Source organism: Halomonas sp. 5021 (genome assembly GCF_036663435.1).
Classification (GTDB): Bacteria; Pseudomonadota; Gammaproteobacteria; order Pseudomonadales; family Halomonadaceae; genus Vreelandella; species Vreelandella janggokensis.
The window spans coordinates 300415-322449 of record NZ_JAXOVU010000003.1; the positions used below are offsets into that span (position 1 = coordinate 300415).

18 protein-coding genes and 1 tRNA gene are annotated in these 22035 nt (G+C 55.2%); 15 read left to right on the forward strand and 4 right to left on the reverse strand.

Annotation, left to right across the window (positions count from 1 at the left end; all coding sequences use genetic code 11):
* The first annotated feature begins 46 nt into the window (after positions 1–46).
* A complete protein-coding gene (locus tag R3F64_RS08245) occupies positions 47–1822 on the forward strand; it encodes an ABC transporter ATP-binding protein (RefSeq protein ID WP_332610811.1) in 1776 nt (591 codons plus the stop codon).
* Here R3F64_RS08245 and R3F64_RS08250 read toward each other — a convergent pair.
* Positions 1819–2394 carry a hypothetical protein gene (locus tag R3F64_RS08250; RefSeq protein WP_264823559.1) on the reverse strand — a complete coding sequence of 192 codons (576 nt, stop codon included), beginning with the start codon at positions 2392–2394 and terminating at the stop codon, positions 1819–1821. The genes R3F64_RS08245 and R3F64_RS08250 overlap by 4 nt on opposite strands.
* A gap of 144 nt (positions 2395–2538) precedes the next feature.
* Here R3F64_RS08250 and R3F64_RS08255 point away from each other — a divergent pair.
* The 6 genes from R3F64_RS08255 (at position 2539) to R3F64_RS08275 (ending at position 7581) form a co-directional block, all read left to right on the forward strand.
* A tRNA-Ile gene (locus R3F64_RS08255) sits at positions 2539–2615 on the forward strand.
* 217 nt (positions 2616–2832) lie between these two features.
* On the forward strand, positions 2833–5217 hold the full coding sequence (locus R3F64_RS08260; RefSeq protein ID WP_332610813.1) for a DNA/RNA helicase domain-containing protein: 2385 nt from the start codon (positions 2833–2835) through the stop codon (positions 5215–5217).
* Positions 5218–5320: 103 nt separating this feature from the next.
* Positions 5321–5677, forward strand: coding sequence for a nucleotide pyrophosphohydrolase (locus R3F64_RS08265; protein WP_332610815.1), 357 nt, complete (start codon positions 5321–5323; stop codon positions 5675–5677).
* Between the two features lie 218 nt (positions 5678–5895).
* A complete protein-coding gene (locus tag R3F64_RS08270) occupies positions 5896–6672 on the forward strand; it encodes a type IV toxin-antitoxin system AbiEi family antitoxin domain-containing protein (RefSeq protein ID WP_332610817.1) in 777 nt (258 codons plus the stop codon).
* Positions 6662–6814, forward strand: a complete 153-nt coding sequence (locus R3F64_RS19400) for a nucleotidyl transferase AbiEii/AbiGii toxin family protein (RefSeq protein WP_442908820.1) — start codon at positions 6662–6664, stop codon at positions 6812–6814. The genes R3F64_RS08270 and R3F64_RS19400 overlap by 11 nt, the downstream gene beginning before the upstream one ends.
* A 32-nt stretch (positions 6815–6846) precedes the next feature.
* The gene (locus R3F64_RS08275) at positions 6847–7581 is read left to right on the forward strand and encodes a nucleotidyl transferase AbiEii/AbiGii toxin family protein (RefSeq protein WP_442908822.1); all 735 of its coding nucleotides are present in this window, start codon (positions 6847–6849) and stop codon (positions 7579–7581) included.
* A gap of 259 nt (positions 7582–7840) precedes the next feature.
* Here the strand turns inward: R3F64_RS08275 and R3F64_RS08280 are convergent, their stop codons facing one another.
* A complete protein-coding gene (locus R3F64_RS08280) occupies positions 7841–8551 on the reverse strand; it encodes a Crp/Fnr family transcriptional regulator (RefSeq protein ID WP_332610819.1) in 711 nt (236 codons plus the stop codon).
* Between the two features lie 202 nt (positions 8552–8753).
* Positions 8754–9473, reverse strand: a complete 720-nt coding sequence (locus R3F64_RS08285; RefSeq protein WP_332610821.1) for a Crp/Fnr family transcriptional regulator — start codon at positions 9471–9473, stop codon at positions 8754–8756.
* A 672-nt stretch (positions 9474–10145) separates the two neighbouring features.
* Here R3F64_RS08285 and R3F64_RS08290 point away from each other — a divergent pair.
* The 7 genes from R3F64_RS08290 (at position 10146) to R3F64_RS08320 (ending at position 18542) form a co-directional block, all read left to right on the forward strand.
* A complete protein-coding gene (locus tag R3F64_RS08290) occupies positions 10146–11978 on the forward strand; it encodes a putative bifunctional diguanylate cyclase/phosphodiesterase (RefSeq protein WP_309780635.1) in 1833 nt (610 codons plus the stop codon).
* A gap of 90 nt (positions 11979–12068) precedes the next feature.
* Complete coding sequence (locus R3F64_RS08295; RefSeq protein ID WP_332610825.1) at positions 12069–14246, forward strand: TonB-dependent siderophore receptor; 2178 nt, start codon at positions 12069–12071, stop codon at positions 14244–14246.
* Between the two features lie 556 nt (positions 14247–14802).
* Positions 14803–15426, forward strand: a complete 624-nt coding sequence (locus R3F64_RS08300; RefSeq protein WP_085917273.1) for a TetR/AcrR family transcriptional regulator — start codon at positions 14803–14805, stop codon at positions 15424–15426.
* Positions 15427–15507: 81 nt separating this feature from the next.
* A complete protein-coding gene (locus tag R3F64_RS08305; RefSeq protein WP_159177190.1) occupies positions 15508–16719 on the forward strand; it encodes an MFS transporter in 1212 nt (403 codons plus the stop codon).
* A gap of 16 nt (positions 16720–16735) precedes the next feature.
* Entirely contained in the window at positions 16736–17614 is an 879-nt protein-coding gene (locus tag R3F64_RS08310) for a DMT family transporter (RefSeq protein WP_176243739.1), read from the forward strand.
* Between the two features lie 25 nt (positions 17615–17639).
* Positions 17640–17777, forward strand: coding sequence for a hypothetical protein (locus R3F64_RS08315; protein ID WP_332610833.1), 138 nt, complete (start codon positions 17640–17642; stop codon positions 17775–17777).
* A complete protein-coding gene (locus tag R3F64_RS08320; RefSeq protein WP_332610904.1) occupies positions 17778–18542 on the forward strand; it encodes a 2OG-Fe dioxygenase family protein in 765 nt (254 codons plus the stop codon).
* Between the two features lie 212 nt (positions 18543–18754).
* On the opposite strand, the gene R3F64_RS08325 is transcribed toward R3F64_RS08320, so the two are convergent.
* On the reverse strand, positions 18755–19597 hold the full coding sequence (locus tag R3F64_RS08325; protein ID WP_332610835.1) for an ABC transporter ATP-binding protein: 843 nt from the start codon (positions 19595–19597) through the stop codon (positions 18755–18757).
* A gap of 268 nt (positions 19598–19865) precedes the next feature.
* Between R3F64_RS08325 and R3F64_RS08330 the strand changes: the two genes are divergently transcribed.
* On the forward strand, positions 19866–22004 hold the full coding sequence (locus tag R3F64_RS08330) for a TonB-dependent receptor (RefSeq protein WP_264823546.1): 2139 nt from the start codon (positions 19866–19868) through the stop codon (positions 22002–22004).
* Positions 22005–22035: the final 31 nt, after the last annotated feature.

Genomic DNA, 22035 nt, shown 5'->3' on the forward strand with positions numbered 1-22035 from the left:
TCGATCTCAAGCTAATGGTTCGCCGAATCAGAGCTTTCAGGCGCTAATGCGCCTTTTGCGCTACGCCAAGGGCTACCGGCGGCGGATTATCGCCGCCACCGTTTGCTCCATCATCAACAAGCTGTTCGACATCGCCCCCGAGATCCTCATCGGCGTGGCGATCGACGTGGTGGTCAACCAGGAACAGAGCTTTGTGGCGCGGTTAGGCTTTGAGACGCCCCAAGAGCAGATCACCATTCTCGCCGTGCTGACGTTCTTTATCTGGGCGGGTGAGTCGCTGTTCGAGTACCTGTTCCAGATTCTGTGGCGCAACCTGGCCCAACGGCTGCAGGCGGATATGCGCCAGGATACCTACGAGCACGCCCAGCGGCTGGATATGGCGTTTTTTGAGTCGAAAAGCTCCGGCCAGCTCGTCGCCACCATGAACGATGACGTCAACCAGCTCGAACGGTTTCTCGACGGCGGTGCCAACGCGCTGATTCAGGTGGGCGTCACGGTGGTCGCTGTGGGGGCTGTCTTTTTCGTGCTCTCGCCGTTGATTGCATTGCTGGCGTTTACGCCCATCCCGCTGATTATCTGGGGCGCGTTCTATTTCCAGCGCAAGGCAGGACCGCTGTACAGCGACGTGCGTGAAAAGGTCGGCGATCTGGCCAGCCGTCTCTCCAATAATCTGAGCGGTATTGCCACCATCAAGAGCTTTACCAGTGAAGCGCGGGAGGCCGAGCGCCTGCGCGATGCCAGCGAGGCCTACGTGAATGCCAACCGCCGGGCGATTCAGGTCAGTTCGGCGTTTATTCCGGTCATCCGCATGGCGATTCTGGCGGGCTTTTTGGCCACCTTTACCGTCGGCGGGATGATGGCGCTCAACGGTGATTTGAACGTGGGTGCTTACGGCGTGCTGGTGTTCTTGACCCAGCGACTGCTGTGGCCACTGACCGGCCTGGCTCAGGTGATTGACCTGTTCGAGCGCGCCATGGCCAGCACCAAGCGCATCCTCGACCTGCTGGAAGAGCCCATCACGGTGAAAGACGACATCGCCACGCCGCTGGCCCAACCCGTCCAGGGCGAAGTGCGCTTCGAATCGGTGAGCTTTCATTACTCGGCAAGCGAAGTCGGTGTTGACGGCATTGACCTTCACGCGCCTGCCGGGCATACCCTGGCGCTGGTCGGCGCCACCGGTTCCGGCAAGTCGACGCTGGTGAAGCTGTTACTCCGCTTTTACGACCCCGAAAGCGGGCGGGTGCTTATTGATGGCCAGCCGGTCATGGACGTGAGTATGCACTCACTGCGCCAGGCGATTGGCCTGGTCAGCCAGGACGTTTACCTGTTTGAAGGCAGTATTCGCGACAATATCGCTTACGGCAAGCCGGACGCTGATGAAGAGGCGATTATCGATGCGGCCAAAACCGCCGAGGCGTGGAGTTTTATCGAAACGCTTCCCCAGGGGCTGGACACGCCGGTAGGCGAGCGGGGCGTGCGGCTTTCCGGCGGCCAGCGTCAGCGGCTTTCGCTGGCCCGGGCGCTGCTCAAGGATCCGCCGATTCTGGTGCTGGACGAGGCCACCAGCGCCGTCGATAACGAGACTGAGGCGGCCATTCAGCGCTCGCTGAAACGCATTGCCCACGGGCGCACGGTGATCATGATCGCCCACCGGCTATCCACCATCGTGCACGCCGATGAAATCGTGGTGATCGAAAAGGGTCGGGTGGCCGAACGCGGCACCCATCAAAGCCTGCTGGCGGCCAACGGCCACTACGCCGCCCAGTGGCGGGTGCAAACCGGCGAGGCCGAGATGGGAGACGCCGACACTATAAGCGCTTAACGGTTAACTAGCCGCGCATCGAGCGTGACCGGCACGTGCTCGTCGATCTCCTGGTAGCCCAGCAGCGAGAGCACGCTGCGCAGCGTCGCGTTGGCCATCAGTGCGCGGCCATCCAAGACCATGGGTTCGGCGTGGGTGACGCGTACTTCATTCAAGCCCTCGCGGGTGAAGCGCAGCGGGACGGCTTCTTCCTGGTTGACCATGTCGCTTTGCAACCGGAATGTCAGCGTTTCAACCAGCGACTCGCCAATGTCCAGCGCGTCCAAGCGTTCCGGTGGCATCTGCGCCACCAGCGTGACCAGGGTGGTATTGGCCAGCATCTCGGCCCAGGTGGGCAGCTCGCCAAACCGCGTCAGCATATCCGTTTGACTGAGCTTGAGCGGCAGGCGCAGCGTGCCATCCTCGGAAATATCGCCCTGCAGGTCGCGTACCTGATGGTGATGGGTTTGCGGTTCATCGCCATTCAGTTGGGTAATGGAGGCCTGCACGTTCGAGCGGTCAGGGTCCAACTGCCAGTCCGCCTGCGCTGGCACCGCCAGCAGCAGCGAAAAAAGCGCCATCAATGCTTTCAAAGCGTATCTCCTAATCAAGGGCCTTTATTGAAAGGGCTTCCCTCAAGACCCGCTAAGCGTCAAAAAGTGCCGCCTAAATGACAAGATAGCTCCAACGGGGGCTGGCCTCGCTCCACCACATTCGCTATGATATGCACGCCTTTCGGGCCCATAGCTCAGTTGGTTAGAGCAGGGGACTCATAATCCCTTGGTCGTCCGTTCAAGTCGGACTGGGCCCACCATTCTCCCTCTTTTTGTCAGTAAGATATTAGGCTGTTGCCGCCTTTTATTTTCGCTGCCGCGGTCAATCCCCAGCGCTATTCTCCCCTTTTATTTTTTACTCTCCTGTCTATTAGTGTCGCTACCATCGCGTTATCTTGTTGAAAATTCGTGTGCGTTAATGGATTTCACAAAGCTTTCGTGCATGCTCCTGTTGAACACATTAGGAATGTCTGGCCGATGCTGGTTTATAGCTCCACCAAACAGCAATTCATCGATGCAGTACGTGCAAACGCCATTAGCGACATCATAGAAAATGAAGTTTCACGCAAGCTGAGCCGCAACTCGCCCCGCAGTGAGGTGACGTCCTGGGAGAACTCCCTTCGCTTCATGATGAGCGTTCTGCTTGATGAGGGCATTCCCGCATCGGCGGGGGTGGCTATCGAATACAATATTCCGCTGACCAATCGCCGTGTGGATTTCATCCTAACCGGCAAGAATCATCAGCGAGACGATGCTGCGATAATTGTGGAACTGAAACAGTGGCAGTCCGTCGAGGTGACCAAAAAGGATGCCATCGTGCGTACCCAGCTGGGTGGTGGAGTGCGCGAGACTAACCATCCGTCGTATCAGGCTTGGTCCTATGGAGCGTTGATCGAAGATTATAATGAGACGGTACGCTCCGAGTCGATCCGTTTGGTGCCTTGCGCCTACCTGCACAACATGAAGCACGCAGACGCCATCAATGACCCCTTCTACGAACACCACACCAGCCGTGCACCGGTCTTTATTTCTCGCGATGCAATGCGGCTTTCAGAGTTCCTCAGCAAGCACATCAAGTACGGTGATAGTAACGGCATCATGTATCGCATCGAACACGGTGTGATCAAACCAAGCAAAAACCTGGCAGATGCGCTGGCGTCGATGATGAATGGTAACGCCGAGTTCCTGATGATTGACGAGCAGAAACTGGTCTACGAAACCGCGCTTGATTTAGCCCACCGGGCAGATAGTGGCAACAAGCAGTGCTTGATCGTCAAAGGTGGGCCGGGCACCGGCAAGTCGGTGGTGGCTATTAACCTGCTGGTGGAGCTGACTAACCGCGAGATGATGACGCAGTACGTGTCGCGCAACTCGGCCCCTCGAGAGGTCTTCAAGAAAAAACTGACTGGGACACGCAAGAAGACCCACATCGATAACCTGTTCAAGGGCTCGGGTAGCTACGTCAACGCTGAGCCAGACATCTTCCATGCCTTGATTGTGGACGAAGCGCATCGCTTGAACGAAAAGTCCGGCATGTATCAGAACTTGGGCGAGAGTCAGATCAGGGAGGTAATCGCCGCGTCACGGTTCTCCATCTTCTTCATTGATGAGGCTCAGCGCGTGACGCTGAAGGATGTGGGGACGGTTGAAGAGATTAGGCGGCGAGCAGCGGAGTGCGGAGCCGACGTCCACGAGCTAGAATTGGCGTCGCAATTTCGCTGCAACGGTTCGGATGGCTACCTAGCCTGGCTTGATCATGCGCTTCAGATTCGCACTACGGCCAACACCGATCTGGATGACATCGACTACGAGTTCCAAGTGTTCGATGACCCGAGCGAGATGCGTCAGGCTATTCTTGAGAAGAACCACAAGGCTAACAAAGCGCGCATGGTGGCGGGGTATTGTTGGCCTTGGGCGAGCAAGAAGGACAAACAGGCCATGGACATTGTCTTGCCTGAGTATGACTTTGCCGCCCAGTGGAACCTGGATGACGACGGTATGCTGTGGGCTATCGCCGATGATTCTGTCGATCAAGTAGGCTGTATACATACCTGCCAGGGACTCGAGTTCGACTACGTCGGAGTCATCATCGGCGACGACTTCGTAATTCGTGATGGCCGTGTGGTGACGGATGCGAAGGAACGGGCAGGGCAGGATCGCTCAGTGCATGGATACAAGAAAATGCTTAAGGAACAGCCCGAGCATGCACGCGCACTGGCTGACCAGATCGTCAAGAACACCTATCGCACGCTAATGACGCGGGGTCAGAAGGGTTGTTACGTCTTTGCCACCGACCCTGAGACTCGTGAGTACTTCGCGGCCTTTGCTCAAGCAGCGACCGAGCGACTGAACGTGTCTGAGGATGACGAGATGCTGGACGGCTTGCATCTTCCCATCGTGACGCGTGACGAGGCCGCTCCGTTCGAGCGCCATGTGCCCGTCTACGACTTGAGCATTGCCGCCGGAGAGTTCAGCGATATGCAGATCGCAGAAGCTGAGCACTGGGTCGAGCTGCCTGACTTCATGCGAGCAAGCCCTGATCTGTTCGTCAGTCGAGTGATGGGTGAGTCGATGAACCGGCGTATCCCCAATGGCGCTTGGTGTCTTTTCCGGGCCAACCCCGGCGGCACGCGGCATGGGAAGGTTGTCGTAGTACAGCATAGATCTATCGAAGACCCGGACCATGGTGGCAGTTTTACGGTCAAGCTGTATCAGAGCGAAAAAATCGAAGAATACGGTGAATTCGTGAACCAGCGTATCGTACTGAAACCCCAGACCAACGCCTTTGGCTATAAAGACATTGTGCTCGAAGACGAGCTTGAAGACCTGAAGGTTATTGGTGAATTTCTTTCTGTGTTGTGAGGGGATAGGCTGCATTATGGTCGCCCATATCGATGCTTGGTAGCGAGCCTGGTTCTAGGCATGCACACATCAATCCAATACCCAAGAATTAGGTGAAACGCACATGTCCGACCCGTTCAAGCAGCTCCACGATGCCATGGAACAGTTCGCCACAGAGCGCGACTGGGACCAGTTCCACTCGCCCAAGAACCTGGCAATGGCGCTAACAGTGGAGGCGGCAGAGCTGCAGGAGTGCTTCCAGTGGCTCACCGAAGCGCAGTCTAAGGAACTGGACGAGCAGCAATTAGGTGCAGTACGTGACGAAATTGCCGATGTTCAGCTCTATCTGATTCGGCTGTCGGGCAAGCTTGGCGTGGATATCGAAGCGGCATGCTGGGCGAAGATGGAGAAGAATGCGGAGAAATATCCCGCCGACCAAGTGACGGGAAGTGCGAAAAAGTACACGCACTATCAGGATTGACGTTATGTGTGGCCGCTTTGGCCCTGCAGCGGCCTTCTTGGCCTAGCTTCGTCCCTCAAGCTACCTCCTGCTGAATTCGGGCTCAAACAGGGTCGGAGACTTGGCTTTCGGTTTAAAATATCCGCCAAAACGGCCGTGAATGGCGATTTTGTGCTTGAAGATAAACCAATGTGGTTTATTCTTCACTCTGAAGACGGAATTTAAGGCCGCTTTTTAACGTGAAAATAAACCAGCTGCTGCACAAGATCCCGTATGGCGCTGTCGTGACGACCGCCTGGCTGGCGTCGCACGGCGTCACATCTGATCAGGCGCGTAAGCTGGCCAGCAGTGGCTGGCTGCAACGCGTGGGGCACGGCGCCTACTGCCAAGCGGGAGATCCTCTTACTTGGGAGAGCGCTGTTTTCGCTCTGCAGGCGAGTGACAACACGGATTCACCAACGATTTGGCCTGGTGGCCAGACGGCCCTGGCGCTGCATGGTTTTGTTCATTATCTGCCCATGGGGGAGCGCACAACGCACCTGTATGGCAAGGAGGCCGCTCGGCTGCCCCGTTGGTTGAGTGACGCCGAGTGGGCAGGGCGGATGGTGCTCCACTCTGAAAAGGGTCTGCCAGTGCAGCTTCCCGGTAGCTTCACGGGCTACGCGCCGGCCGGCAGGGCCTTCAGCTTGCAGGTATCGACCCCCGAGCGGGCGGTCCTGGAGTGGATCGCCGTGACGCCGAATGAGCTGCTGTTCAGCAGTGAGCTGGTGGACACCTTCGGCGGGCTCAATACGCTGCGCCCGCGCCGACTTCAGGTATTGCTGGAGGGGTGCCGCTCGGTGAGAATCAAACGTGCCTTCCTTGTGTTGGCCCGCCACGCCGGGCATACCTGGTACGGTCGACTGGAACCGGGTCGACTGGACCTCGGCAAAGGTAAGCGGCAACTCTGCCAGGGGGGCAGGTTGGACAGGGAATATCACGTGACGGTGCCGGAGGCGTTCCTGCATGCCGATTGAAGCTCGCTACCACGAACAGGTCAGGCTGCTGGTCTCGCTGCTGCCGTTTCTCAATGACGAGCCTTGCTTCGCCCTGAAGGGCGGCACGGCCATTAACCTTTTTGTGCAGCCATTACCCCGCGATCGGTCGATATCGACCTAGCTTACCTACCGCTGGAACCCCGCGACGAGGCACTGCGAAGCTGTCGCGAGGCGTTGCAGCGTCTGGCACAGGCCTTCAGTACCCGACTGCCAGGCGTGCGGGCCGAGCTTCAAGATAACCGACGAGATGAACTAAGGATCCTGGTGCACAAAGGGCGTAGACAAGTGAAGGTGGAGGTATCGCCGGTACTGCGCGGCACCCTGCACCCGCCTCAGGAGCTCGATGTCGTAGAAGCCGTAGAGGATGAGTACGGCTTTGCTGCGGTGCAGGTGGTGTCACTGCCGGATCTTTATGGCGGCAAGATTTGTGCAGCGCTGGATCGCCAGCACCCCAGAGATCTCTTCGATGTGAAGCTGCTTCTGGACCAGTGCGGCCTGGATCGAAGTGTATTTGAAGGCTTCCTGGTCTATCTGCTGGGGCATCCCAGACCCATGAACGAGGTGGTCAACCCGCGATTGAAACCGTTGGACGATGTCTATAGACAGGAGTTTATCGGGATGGCCAGGGTGGACCTGCCATTGCAGGATCTGGAGGAGACCCGTATTGAACTGTTGTCGCGCTTAGGTCAGCTGATGAAGGATGAGGACGTTCGCTTTCTTTTGTCTTTCAAGCAAGGGAGCCCCGACTGGGCGCTGTTTGCTCATTCTTGCGTTGCGCAACTGCCTGCAGTGCGCTGGAAGCTCGCCAACATTCGGAAGATGCACCCAGTCAAGCATCGTCAGTCACTGGAGCTGTTGGAGCAGGCATTGGGCAAGCTTCGCAAATAACTGCTGGTGCCCTAGTGGTATAACGGCCTAAGTAGACTTCTTCTTCTAAGCTACTGAGAGTCGCATACTTTAACCTTTACTAGGTTACAGTGGATTTTGAAAGGGTTTAATTATCTTATTGATTTAAAGGCGAAATAATTCTCCCTTGGTCGTCCGATCAAGTCAGCCTGGTCCCACCACTAAGTCAGTGACTTAAATATCAAAAGCCTCCCTGTCTTAAATACACAATGCAGAAAACCTCCACCGCTATCTCCCCTTATCAGGGTGTCAGCATTGTGGCATACAGCGCTCGGTCGCCGGTATAGCACTCGCAGGCGGCGGCGATCAGGCCTGGCCGGTCAAGCACCTTGATTTCGCCGCGGTGATACCCTATCAGTCCGCGCTTCTGCAGGGCGATCGCTGCCGTGGTGATACCCGCGCGTCTAACGCCGAGCATCATGGCGAGAAACTCATGGGTCAGTCTCAGTTGATCGGAGCCCGCGCGATCCTGCGTCATCAGCAGCCAGCGTGCGAGGCGGGCCTCTATCTGATGAAAATGAATGCAGGCGGTGGATTGGGCCAGCTGCTTCATGACGACGTAAAGGTAATGCTTCAGCCGCTGATGCAAGACCGGGCTGTCGAATAGCTGGCGTTGGAAGTTGGCGGCGCTCATGCGGAGCGCCGAGCCCGCGCCTTGTACCAGGGCGAGCAACGGTGCCTCGGGGATGCCCAGCACCAGGGAGCTTCCTAACATGCCTTCGCAGCCCGCCATGGCCACTTCCAGTCGGCTGTCGCTATCGAGCACCACAATCAATGAAATGAAGCTGTCGATCGGGAAATAGACGTGGGTAATGGCCTCGGTGGGCTGCAGCAGCACGTCGCCAAAGGTGAGCTTGACGGTCTCGCAGTCGGCCATAAAGGCCTTTCGCTCGACGTCCGGGAGCCCCGCAAGCAGTTGATTGAAAGCTGGAGTTTGCAAAACAGACGTCATGTGCCTCTCCGGTTACAAAACCTGGCAAACGGCACAATGAGGAACCTATCATTTCGATGTCGGCTGCAGATCGAGACGCCGTCATCAGATTATCTGACGGTACGCCTGAATATTAACATCCGGTAAATCACGCGTCGGCACGCTACCGTACATAACGCCGTCCTAATAGCGTTGGTTAAGACGGCGGTGGCGGGGAGGTTATTCACACCACCTCGGGGTGCTTGAGCAGGCGGTCGTACTCGCGCTTGACGACCGCGTAGCATTCGCAGACGCGGGCTTCGAGCCCGGGCCGGTCGGTCACGGTGATATGCCCACGGTTGTAGGAGATCAAGCCAGCTTTTTGCAGTTTACCCGCCGACTCGGTGACCCCTTCCCGGCGCACGCCCAACATGTTGGCAATCAATTCCTGGGTCATGATCAGTTTGTCGCCCGGGAGGCGGTCGAGGCTGAGCAGCAGCCAGCGACATAGCTGCTGGTCGACGCTGTGGTGGCGGTTGCATACCGCTGTCTGTGCCATTTGCGTCAGCAAGGCTTGGGTATAGCGCAACAGCAATCGTTGCATGGAGCCGGCGCGGTAGAATTCGTTCTTGAGCAGTTGACCCTTGAGGCGATAGGCCGTGCCTGCACTCTGGACGATCGCGCGGCTGGGGGTGGTTTCGCCGCCCATGAACAGCGATACGCCGACGACACCTTCGTTTCCCACCACGGCAATCTCCGTCGAGGCGCCATCCTCCATCACGCACAGCAGCGAGACGATGGCATCAATGGGAAAGTAGACATGGCTCATCTGCTGGCCGGATTCGCTCAGCGACTGGCCCAGGGTCAGCGTCACCTTTTCGAAAGAGGGTAACAGCCTTTCAAGCTCTTCTTCCGGTAGCAGGCCAAGCAGCGCGTTTTGCTGTAAAACTGTCGGTTCTAGCATTGAAAATCGATCCTTGTCCCTGTGTGACGCACAATGTCTGAGCGCAATGCTCACAGTTGACTTATGTTGTCAGGCGCTTGTATCGGGTATTCCAAGGCGTGGCGGTAGACGTTTCTAGTATAGAACGCCGCAAGGCAAGCTCTGTACGCTAGCGCACATAGGCGTGGTCGACCTGATTAAAAAAGCCATCCGTACAGTCATCGGCCTTATGGATAATACGAAAAATAGTCGCCTTGCATGTGTGCTAACGCACAGTCGGCGGCGGGCTTACCGTCTAGTGTTCGTATGAGTGTGGCAACGGAGTTGCCTGGACAGGATGTCACACTTTGCGCTGCAGGGAACGCAGCGCCACCCCTCAACGTTTCATTATCACAACGGCCTGGCAGTCGTTACCTCCCCCTGGTTTTGCTCCCATTCTTAGTCCGTCCTGATTGCCACATTGAAAATAGCGTTTGTTTTGTTCGGTAGCGCACAGAAGCGTATCGCTTGACTGCTTTATGGTCGAAATAAAACGCTGATATTGCCCAAGCCAACGTACCGGTTTTGGGGTCGAGGCGTAAGGGGATGGGGAAAAAGGAGCGTGTCTCATGGATGTTTATGTCATCTTTGAAACGGTCACGAAAGGCGCTGTTGCCTTAACTGCGTTCGGTTATGCAGGAAAAAGGCACGACGATGCAGCGCGTTAAACGTCGTCTCGCCCGAAAGCGGGGGGGAGAGCGTGTCGCGGAAAAGAAGCAGCACATGGACGCACGCTTGCGCGAGGCTGAAACCGCTTTGCAGGCGGCAAGGGAATGGGCCCAGGTAACCTTGAATTCGATCGGCGATGCGGTGATCACCACGGATCTGGCATCGCAGGTTACCTATCTGAATCGCGTCGCGGAAGCGCTGACGGGCTGGTCAAGCGAAGATGCTTCCGGCAAGCCTCTGGATCAGGTACTGATGCTCATCGACGGTCAGACCCTGGAGCCTGCCGCTAACCCGGCGAGGCGGGCCATGGAAGAGAATCGCACCGTCGGTCTGGCCATAAATTGTGTGTTGGTCCGCAAGGATGGCAGCCAGTTGCTGATTGAAGATTCAGCGGCACCGATCCATGACCATGCGGGCCTACTTCAAGGCGCGGTCATCGTCTTTCACGATGCCTGTCATTCGCCTGCTCATTCGTCCAGGCTGGCTTATCAGGCTCAGCATGATGCCCTCACGGAATTACCCAATCGTGCGCTCTTTAATGAACGCCTGACGCGCGCTATCGGCCTGGCAAAACGCCACCAGCATCAGGCCGCGCTGTTGTTTATGGATCTTGATGCGTTCAAGGCCATCAATGACTCACTTGGGCACGCAATCGGTGACTGTCTGTTGCAGTCGGTGGCGGGGCGTCTTACACATTGTGTTCGAAGCACGGACACGATATGCCGTCAGGGCGGCGATGAATTCGTGGTGCTCTTGAGCGAGATCGACAAGCCCCAGGATGCGGTGAGGATTGCGGAGAAAATCCTCGCAACGCTCGCTGAGGCGCACGCGATAAACCAGCATGAACTGCACGTGACCGCCAGTATCGGTGTCAGTATCTACCCTGACCACGGCAGTGATGAGTTCACTCTGCTCAATAATGCCGATACGGCCATGTATCACGCCAAGAAAAGTGGGCGCAACAAGTACCAGTTGTTCAATGCCGATATGAACGCTGTGAAGATACAAAACAATAACCTGGAGTCTCAACTGCATCTGGCGCTCGAAGCGGATGCGCTGTTTCTCGATTTTCAGCCCCGGATTGATCTTGCCACCGGCTATATGGTGAGTGCTGAAGCGTTGGTACGGTGGCGCAACCCGACGCTGGGCCTCATGCAGCCTTCAGCGTTTCTGCCCGTGGCGGAAGCCCGTGGTTTAATGGTGCCCATCGGTTACTGGGTGCTGGGAGAGGCTTGCCGCCGGTTGCAGGCGTGGCGGCGTGAAGGGGGCGATATCGTGCCCATCGCGGTGAACATGTCGGCGATGCAGCTGCGCGACACATCACTGCCTGCAAGGGTGGCGGAGATATTGGCCAGAACGGGGCTGGAGGCTCATTTTCTGGAGCTGGAGATAAGTGAGGAAGACCTGATACAGCTTCACACTGACGCCTCAATTTCGACGCTGCGCGAGCTGAGCCGTATGGGAATACGCATCGCTATCGATGACTTCGGAAACGGGCGGGCCAGCTTGAATCAGCTGCAGCATTTTCCCATCGACACCGTCAACCTCGCGCCCTGTTTTGCCAGCGGCATGTGCTACAACCCGCAAAGTAACGTTTTCACCAAGGCGCTGATCGGGTTTCTGAAGGATCTATCTCTGCGCGTCAACGCCAAGGGTGTCGAGACCCTGGCGCAGCGCAACTACCTCGCCTTGCAGGGGTGCAATGGTGCCCAGGGGTTCTGGCTCAGCAGGCCGTTATCGGCTACCCACTTCCGCTTGTTGCTCGACCCTGAGCAGGCTAATCCAAGGTTATGCCCCTTGTCGCCTCGGCGTAGCTAGCCGCTGCCGTTAAAACTTAAACTTTTCCGTTCTAAACACGATTCAATGAAACGTTGAAAACATGAACAGCGGTGTGGGCTGATCGACATTGTGAAGCGTAATAAAAATTCGTATCATTCGCTTTACTATAATTATACGCTTCCTCCACATCCCAAGGCCCTCTTCATGTTCCAGAACACTACCCCTTTCACGCGACGTCCGCTTGCTGTTGCTATGCGACGTTCTCTTACCCTATCGCTCGGCAGCGTGCTGAGTTTTGCGCCGCTTGCTGCCCTGGCTCAGGAAGAGTCAGTGGATACTGGCACCACGGTGGTTACCGCCACGGCACTGAAGGTGGATACGCCCGAAGTCGAGACGCCGCGAGCGATGTCGACGGTTGGTGCCGAAGAACTGGAAACCCGCGCGGTTAACAAATACGACGAAACCTTTCAGTACCGCTCCGGCGTGGTGTCACAACCTTACGGCGACGACAACAACACTGATTGGTTCTTCCTGCGGGGTTTTAGCGCTGAAAACTCAACCTACCAGGATGGCCTTCGTCTGTTTCGCACCGGCGGTTATTTTTGGTGGATGACAGAACCCTTCGGGGTCGAGCGCGTTGACCTACTTAAAGGTCCAGCCTCAATTCTTTACGGCGAGGCGCCTCCCGGTGGCGTTATCAATGCCATCAGCAAACGTCCTACTGATGAAGCACGGGGCACGCTTGAAATTGAAGCGGGCAATCAGGATCACCGACAGGTGGGGATTGATGTCTCCGGCCCCGTAGGCGAGCGTGATGACATGCGCTACCGCATGGTCGGGCTTTACCGCGATGGCGAAGGCGAGCTGGAGGGTAGCGAGAAAGAGCGTTACTACTTCGCACCTAGTTTGGCGGTAGATTTCTCTGAAGATACAACTGTGACGTTCCTTGCCAGTGTTCAGAAAGACGAAGGCGTTCCGACGACGGGCTTTTTCCCAGCCTATGGCACTTTAAACGATACGGCCTTTGGAAAAATTGACCGCGATACCAACCTGGGCCAGCCGGATTACGACAGACTGGATCAGCAGCAGACCTCGTTGGGTTATGAGCTGGAACACCAGATCAACGATACGTGGGAGTTCCAGCAGAACGCCCGCTATAGTCACCTGGATCTGGAGTTGCGTACTGTTTATCCCTTTCCAGCCAGTACACGCACGGCCTCGCGTGGCGTGATCGATCGTGATGGTGATTATGACGCCTTTAACATCGATAATCGTTTCATTGCGCGTACCTATACAGACAGCACCGAAAATACACTATTGCTAGGCGCTGGTTATCAGGAGCTAAACCTGAACTATGCTGATAAAGATCTTTTCGGCATAGACACCGTTGATATCTTTGAGCCAGATTACAGTTCGTTTTCTGCACCTGCTCAAACGGAGGCTACTGACCACGATCTGAAGAGTCAGCAGTTCGGTGTGTATGTTCAGGATCAGCTACGCGTGGCGGATAAATGGATATTCCTGGCGGGCGCGCGTTACGACAGCATTGATGGCAGTGATGATGCCAGTAATAGCAGCGGTCGTTCGAGCGAAGGGTATGATGAAGGACAACTCTCGCTTACTGCTGGAGCAATGTACTTGGGTGACAATGGCGTTTCACCTTATCTGAGCTACAGCGAATCGTTCACGCCTGTAGCAGGCGTTGGGCCAAACGGGGCTTATGAGCCACAGGAAGGGCGTCAAATGGAGGCGGGGATAAAATTTACCCCTCTAAACTTTGATGGTTACTTGACTGTTGCGGCGTTTGATTTGGAAGAAGACAAGACACTGATCTCCACCGGTAGTGGAGCCCAGGAACAAGTAGGCGAGCGTCGTTCGCAGGGCGTGGAAGTTGAAGGCGTTGGTTATCTGACGGATACCCTGAAGCTGACAGCGTCGTACACTTATACTGATGCACGCTACGATGCGAGCGAGTCGCAGCAGGATGAGCGTGCGCCGTTTGCGCCTTATCACATGGCGTCAGCGTGGCTGGATTACGACTTTGACGGTGATCTATCCGGATTGTCGGTTGGCAGCGGCGTGCGCTATATGGGGGAGACCTCGCCTAGCCCCGGAAGTGGCATTGATCGCGACGTGCCGTCGGCTACTTTGGTCGATGCCATGGCCAGCTACGACATTAACGATAGCTGGACAGCGCAACTGAACGTCAACAACCTCACCGATGAAAAGTACGTTAGCGGTTGTGATTTCTACTGTTACTACGGGGCCTCGCGCAGCGTCGTGGGCAGCTTGAAGTACAATTGGTAATCTCATACGTGCTACTAGAAACCCGGCTTAACCGCTGGGTTTTTTTATGGTGCGCGAGCGGAAACGGACCGGTAAGTATCATCTCAGCCCGATCCTGATCGTTGAGATCCCCAAGCCCAAGGATGGGGCCGACGGGTGGCCATCCGAAGATCGCTATCCCCAGTCACTGACCGGCTGATCCAGCAGGCGCTGTCACTAGTGCTTATCCAGTTATTCGACCTGATCTTCTCCGAGTCGAGTTACGTCTACCCCCCGCGCGTAGCGCTAATCCAAGCAGGCCGTATCGGCCATGAAGACCCATGTCACCGTAGGAGGACGCCTTCCCGAAGTTGAGACACCTGGAATAAATTTTTCCTTGAATTTGGAAATGTTTTAATCCAAAATTTGGATGCCTGCATACAGATTGGACAGGGAGCTTGGTCTAACATATAAGCAGCAGCTTACGATACGCTGAGAAAGGGACTGATGAGTATTCCCAGTCGCGCTTGATGCAGGCTCATGTGGCGCAAGAACGGGGTTGCTTGATTTGGATTGATCCATATCCTAATGTGAAAAAATGACTACATCCAATAAGACGCCACATAACGTTTCCAGGGAGAGGGGGCGCCCGCGGGAGTTCGATATCGATACAGCCTTGGATCGCGCCATCCTGTACTTTCGGGAGCACGGTTACAACGGCGTATCCATCTCAGATCTCTCGCAGGCGCTTAAGTTGTCGGCTGGAAGCATTTACAAGGCCTTTCACAGTAAGCATGGCCTGTTTACTGCGGCCTTGGACAGATATATGGCCCTGCGCGGCCAACAGCTTGTTGAAATGACAGCAAGCGCTGAATCGGGACGCGAGAAACTGCACCGACTGCTGATCTTCTACGCAGAGTCGTCGCATGCGACTGAGGGAATGTTCGGCTGTCTAGTCGTTGTGGGAGCCGTCGAGCTGTCGAGTACGGACGAGGCAGTTGCCGCCAAAGTTTCTTTTGCTATGAGTGCGAACGAACGGCGTCTCAAGGGCATTATCGAGCAGGGCCAGCAAGATGGTTCGATTTCCAAAGACGTCGATCCTGGTACAACGGCGAAACTGATGCTGGCCCTGCTTCAGGGAATGCGTGTCATTGGCAAGGTTGGACAAAACCGAGAGGACATGATGGCCGTTGTGGAGAACGCGATGAAACTGCTTGATTGACTAGCTTCTCAAGAACTGTCCGAAACACCGCCGCATACGTGCGGCTTTAATTTGCACATATAGGAAACGGTTTAATCCAAAATGGCGAGTTCATCTACAACTGGCACAGCGGCCAGCTCACAGAATCCAACCATATCCCGATGGCTGACAGTGCTGCTCGCATTTGCGTGTGGCCTGATTGCGGCCAACATTTACTATGCTCAGCCCCTGGTTGGCCCAATAAGCACCCAGTTGAATCTATCAGAGCAGGCATCTGGTCTGATCGTTACAATGACGCAGCTTGGTTACGGGCTGGGGCTGCTACTGGTCGTTCCGCTTGGTGACCTGTTCGAGAACCGCCGGTTGGCTGTCTCCATTCTGGCGGTCGGTGCCTTTGGTCTCTTGATCTCGGGATTTGCAGGCTCAGTGGAGCCATTTCTAGCGGCGTCCTTTTTGGTTGGCCTGGGTTCTGTCACCGTTCAGATCCTTGTGCCTTATGCCGCTCATCTGGCTCCAGATGCTATACGTGGGCGGGTTGTCGGCAATGTCATGAGCGGTTTGATGCTCGGGATCATGCTCGCGCGGCCAGTCGCCAGCATGATTACATATTTCGCGAGCTGGCGAGCTGTGTTCTACCTCTCGTTCATTGGCATGGTGCTGCTGTCCGCTATTTTACGTTTCACATTGCCGCCGAGACCGGTGGTAGCTCGGCTGAAATATCACCAGATGCTGGCCTCAATGGTGCATTTGGTAAAAACCACTCCGGCGCTACGCCGAAGGGCGCTTTACCACGCCAGCATGTTTGGCGCCTTTAGTCTATTCTGGACAACAACACCACTTCTGCTGGCCGGCCCCCGGTTTGGATTAAGCCAGAAAGGCATCGCTTTGTTTGCCCTAGCCGGTGTTGCTGGAGCAATTGCAGCGCCTATCGCAGGGCGGATCGCCGATCGGGGATGGATCAGGTCGGCGACCGCGGCAGCAATGTTGCTGGCTATAGGCGCTTTCGCTATCACCTACATCGGTGATATCGGATCGCGTCTATCTTTAGCGATGTTTGTAATTGCAGGTATTGCGCTCGACTTTGCGGTATCGGCCAACCTAGTTCTCGGACAGCGAGTGATCTTCGCGCTGGCACCGGAAATCCGTGGACGTCTAAATGGCTTATACATGACAACTTTCTTCTGCGGAGGCGCTATAGGGTCTGCGTTCGGAGGATGGCTGTTTGCTCACTATGGATGGCGCGGTGCCTCTGTTGGCGGAATAGCCTTTGTTCTCGTCTCTGTCTTGTACTTTATGACTGAGCGCGCACGTTGATGCTCTGGGAATGCATATGACACAAAAGAGCGCCGACAACGCCACTCTATTGATTTCCTGCCTCTTTGTGCTGCTTTGGTCCACAGGGTTCATTGTTGGAAGGTTGATTGTAGGTTCTGCATCGCCAAACATTTTTCTGGCAATCAGGTTTTTTCTTTCATCTCTGCTTTTCGCGGCTATCGCGATAGCACTCAAAAAGAATTTCCCCCCTGTCATCGAATGGCACAGACATGCCCTGGCGGGGCTGTTCATCAATGGCATTTATCTCGGTGGAAGCTATTGGGCTATATCACAAGGGTTTCCTGCTGCACTTATGGCATTGCTAGGGGCTTTGCACCCTGTATTCACTATGGTGATAGGCCTGACATTCATGCGAGAGAGCGTCAGGCCTGCCCAAGCAACGGGCATTTTTGTCGGTCTGTTCGGTGTTGCGATGGTGCTTTTCCCTACTATCGCCCTGCAAGCAAAGCAGAGCTACACCATCGTAGTTCCGCTCATCGCATTGACCTCTGTGTTATCCATAACGTGGGGAACCATCCTGCAGAAAATGTCTATTGCGAAATCCGAATTGTTGCCATCTCTGGCCATTCAGAATGCGTCTGCCACTATTACTGCCATTACGTTGGCATTCGTGCTGGGCGAGTCCCAGCTGTCGTTTAATGGGGAGCTCTTATTTGCGCTCTCGTGGGCAGTTCTCATTTTGTCGGGGTTAGGAACTTATCTTCTGATCTTTCTGGTTCGCAGCGGAAGCGCGACGAAAGCGACATCGTTGATGTTACTCGCTCCACCTCTGGCTGCACTAGAGGCTTGGTTGTTGTTTGGCGACAAGCTCATGCCACTTCAAATGCTCGGCTTCGCGTTTGCACTCTTGGGCGTGGGGCTTTGTAGGAAATAATGATTTAAAAATGGAGAGGTTTTATATGCCAAAATTCAATATCCATGATGCATTGTTTGAAATCAAAGAAAAATATATTAACGAAAAGTTTATATTCATCACTGGCGAGTTGATGGAAAAGATTCTACGAGAGATGGGGGCAACAGATGCGGATTTTGACTGACTGAAGGGTGTCAGCAGCAACTTAGGCTCTGATCCGACGCTTCCCTTCAGAGAATCGAAAAATGGGCGTTTTGAGTTCAACTTTCTTAACTCCACAATCAACAGGATCGAGTTCCAGCCTTTCGTTCTGTCAGCCCAAGAGGATTTTGTACGCCATGACTCTGGCAAAGTCAGAGAGTTCAGGGGGATAGGAGACGATCTCCAGTTGAACCGAGCATTTCAAGCCCTATTGATTTTCAAGGCGTTTATCGTATGGGGCATCAATGTTAGGCATCGGTTCGGGCTTGACTACGATTCCCAAAAATGTGTGTCTACGGTTTTCAATCTTAGAACCATCACTACGCCGGATTTGGTAGGGGAGCCCGCGCTGGAAGGAGTGCATGCTGATGGAGTCGACCATACTATGACGACTTTGCTTGGGATAGAGAACACGACAGATGATAGCGCCATCACATTCATTCATGACAACAGGGAGGCAAACGGCACTCGATGGGATGCGTTTGACCAGGATCTGCGACTAGGGCAAGCACAGCATAAACGATTCCTCGATACCATGCTCATCGTGGATCACGAAAGGAAGCACAGCCTCTCCCCTGTACGCGCTGCCAAGAAAGAGTTCCGCGCCACCCGAGATATGCTGATTTTCTTTACCAGGCATCCAGCTTTACCAGAGCATGTGTCACACTCCTATGACTCTTTCGAACCACACAGAGAGATTCCACTTTATATAGAGTTCCCTGAATCACTTCGGGAATCTAATGTTTGATTGGAAGTTTTCAAATAAATGGCAAGTATACTTATCGTTGCTTGTACCCCGCTGATGTAGGGCTTTTTTGGTAGTAAGGATAAATCGCTCGTGTTTTGATAACGCTTGAAAGCTTTGGCCTAGAAATTCCACTGCCAACATTTAAGTACCTCCAAATAACGGGTCTTTCTGCTGTTAGCTTAAGTCTGCACAAATAAATGATTCATGGCACGCTATGTTCTTGAGCAAAGAGGCAAGGCTCGGTGGGGGGAGTGGTGCCGTTTACGCGGTACGCAAACCGGGCGCCCAGTTTCCGGGTCCTGGATCACCTGGGCGTCCAGATCAAAAACACGCTTGAGGTTAGCGGCGGTAAAGACCTCGTCAGGCGCGCCGCTGGTGACGATCTGGCCGTCTCGCATCATCACCAGGTGGTCGGCGTAGGCCGCTGCCAGGTTCAGGTCGTGGAGGACCAGTAGCAGGGTGCGGCCTTTTTCATGGGCCAGACGTGACAGTAGCTCCAACAGGTCAACCTGTACTTTCAGGTCAAGAAAGGTGGTGGGCTCATCAAGTAGCAAGAGGTCGGTCTGTTGCGCCAGTACCATGGCGATCCAGCAACGCTGGCGTTGGCCGCCGGAAAGCGCATCAACGTTACGCTCGGCAAATTCCGTTACGTGGGTATACGCCATGGCTTCGTTAACCGCGCGGGCATCCTGCTGGGCGTCTTTTTGCCATAGGCCTTGATGCGGAAAACGCCCCATGGCAACCAGTTGCCTCACGCTCAGCCCTTCCGGGGCAATGGGGCCTTGAGGAAGGATGCCCAGTTGCCTTGCTACGTCGCGGGTCTTGCGGCGATGAATGTCTTTTCCATCCAGATAAACTTGCCCGGCACTGGGTGTCAGCGTTCGGGCGAGTGTCTTCAGCAGGGTTGATTTACCGCTTCCGTTGGGTCCTAGCAGGGCGGTCAGTTTTCCTTCTGCCACGGCGATGTCCACGCCATTGAGTACGCGTTTGGTGTCATAGCCAGCGTAAAGGGTTTCGCCTGTTAATCGAGCATGCGGGGCTGATGCGATTGGCATGGGCATTCACGGGTTATCAAAACAGCCTGCACCGTAAGGCAAAACATTCTCATTTTCAACATTGTAAGTTAGCGATTACTCCTTTTTGGCTGCCCTCTTGACCGGGTTGATAGTCAAAAGCGCTGGCTAACACCGTTGCAAGCAGCCTAACTGCTTATGGCTGTTTGGTAGACCTCATGCTTTCTTATATGCATAATATAACTATTCTCATTTAATTATGAGTTGTATTAGCAAGGGTTCTTCAAGGCAAAAAGGGGATAAAAAGAAGATGTACGTCAACAAGCATCACGTGCTTTGGCCTACCGTTTCGTTGATCGGTTTACTGGCTGCCAGCAATGTTTACGCGCAGCAGGATTCCTCCAACGGCGAAACGAGCAGTGCTACCGGTGAAAGCCAAACCATGGTTGTCACCGCAACCCGGAGCAAGAGCGAGGCGGGCCAAACGCCGCAAAAAGTCACGGTGATTAGCCGGGAACAGATTGAGCAGCAGATGGCCATCAGCAGTGACCCTGGCCAGGTGCTTAGCAACCTGATTCCGTCTTACTCCCCCAGCCGCCAGAAACTATCAAATGCGGGTGAGACATTTCGTGGCCGGGATGCGGCTTTTCTGGTCGACGGTGTGCCGCAGTCCAACCCGTTGCGCGACAGCTCGCGTGATAGTTACACCATTGACTTGTCGATGGTCGAGCGCATTGAGGTGATTCACGGTGCCAGCGCGGAACACGGCCTGGGTGCCACTGGCGGGCTGATTAACTTTGTCACCCGGCGCGCCGAAGGTGGAGGAATAAATCAGCATGCGGGCGTTAGCCTCACCACTGATGACGACTTCGAGTCTGACGGCTTTGGTCATAAGCTGGACTACCGCATAAGCGGCCAACAGGGTGACTGGGATTTCGTCGCTGCTGCCACCCGCCAGGAGCGTGGTGTCTTTTACGATGGCAACGACGATGTTGTCGGTATCGCCTATCCCGGTGAGCTGCAGAACTCTGAAAGCTACGATCTATTCGGCAAACTGGGGTACTGGATAGACGACAACCAGAACCTTGAGCTGTCGCTCAACCATTTTGATCTGGAAGAAAGCAACGATTACGTGCCGGTACCGGGTGATCGCGATGCGGGCATTCCCACCACGGCGCGCAAGGGCACGCGTGATGGTGAGCCTGGCTTCAATGAGGTCACCACGGCGCGGCTTTCCTACGCCCACGCGGACTGGTTTGGCAACGAGGTCGATGCACAGATTTATCATCAGCGCTTCCGCGCCCGCTTTGCCACCACCCCTTACTTCCCTTACCTGGATAGCGCCGGTGATACCCAGTATGACCAAACGCGCAATGAATCCGACAAGGTAGGTGCCAAGTTCACCGTCAACCGCGATGGCTTGCTGGGGGATCGGCTTGGACTGACCGCGGGGTTGGATATTCTTCGCGATGAGACGCGTCAGATGCTGGTGGAAACCGGGCGTACCTACGTGCCGGAAAGTCAATTCGATAATATTGCGCCTTTCCTCCAGGGCGAGTTTGAGCTGGCCAAGCCGCTCACCCTGCACGCGGGGGTTCGCCACGAGCATGCCGATCTTGAGGTGGATACCTATCAAAGTATCGACCGCGACAATGTCACCCAGGATAACGTGACCGTTGAGGGCGGTAAGCCCAGCTTTGACGAAACGCTGTTTAACGCCGGCCTGGTTTATCAGGCCACCGACTGGGCGCAGCTTTACGCCAACTACTCCGAAGGGTTTGGTATGCCCGATGTGGGCAGGGTGCTTCGCGGCATCAGCACGCCGGGGCAGAACGTCGATGATCTGATCCAGCTTCAGCCTATCGTGACCGATAACCGCGAGGTGGGCGCACGATTCGACTGGGATCGCTACGGTTTGGAGGTCAGTTACTACCAGTCGAACGCGGACTTTGGCCAGCGTCTTACGGAGGAAAACGGCACCTGGGTAGGCAACCGCGAGAAGACCGAGATCCAGGGTGTCGAGATTACTGGCGATATGCAGGTAACGGACAATCATGACCTGTCGCTTTCCTACACCCACGCCGAAGGTGAGTCGGATCAGGACGGTGATGGCCGTGTGGAGACCGAACTGACCGGTATCAATATCGCACCGGATACGCTCAAGCTGGGCTGGAGCGCTACCTGGAACGATAAGGTGTCGACCCGCTTGCAGAGCCGTTATTACTTCGATCGAAGCGTCGATGACCCGAAACTTGATTTTGACGGCTATGGGTTGGTGGATGCCTCACTGACGTATCGACTGCCTGCGGGACGTATGTCCGTCGGCGTTGAAAATGTTACCGACGAAGACTACCTCACCTATTACTCCCAGTCGGCACGTGTCAGCGACGAGTATTACTTCACCGGCCGTGGGCGCACCTTCACCTTGGGCTACCAGTTGGATTTCTGAACTGAAATGTGTTCTTAACTAGCAAGCTGAT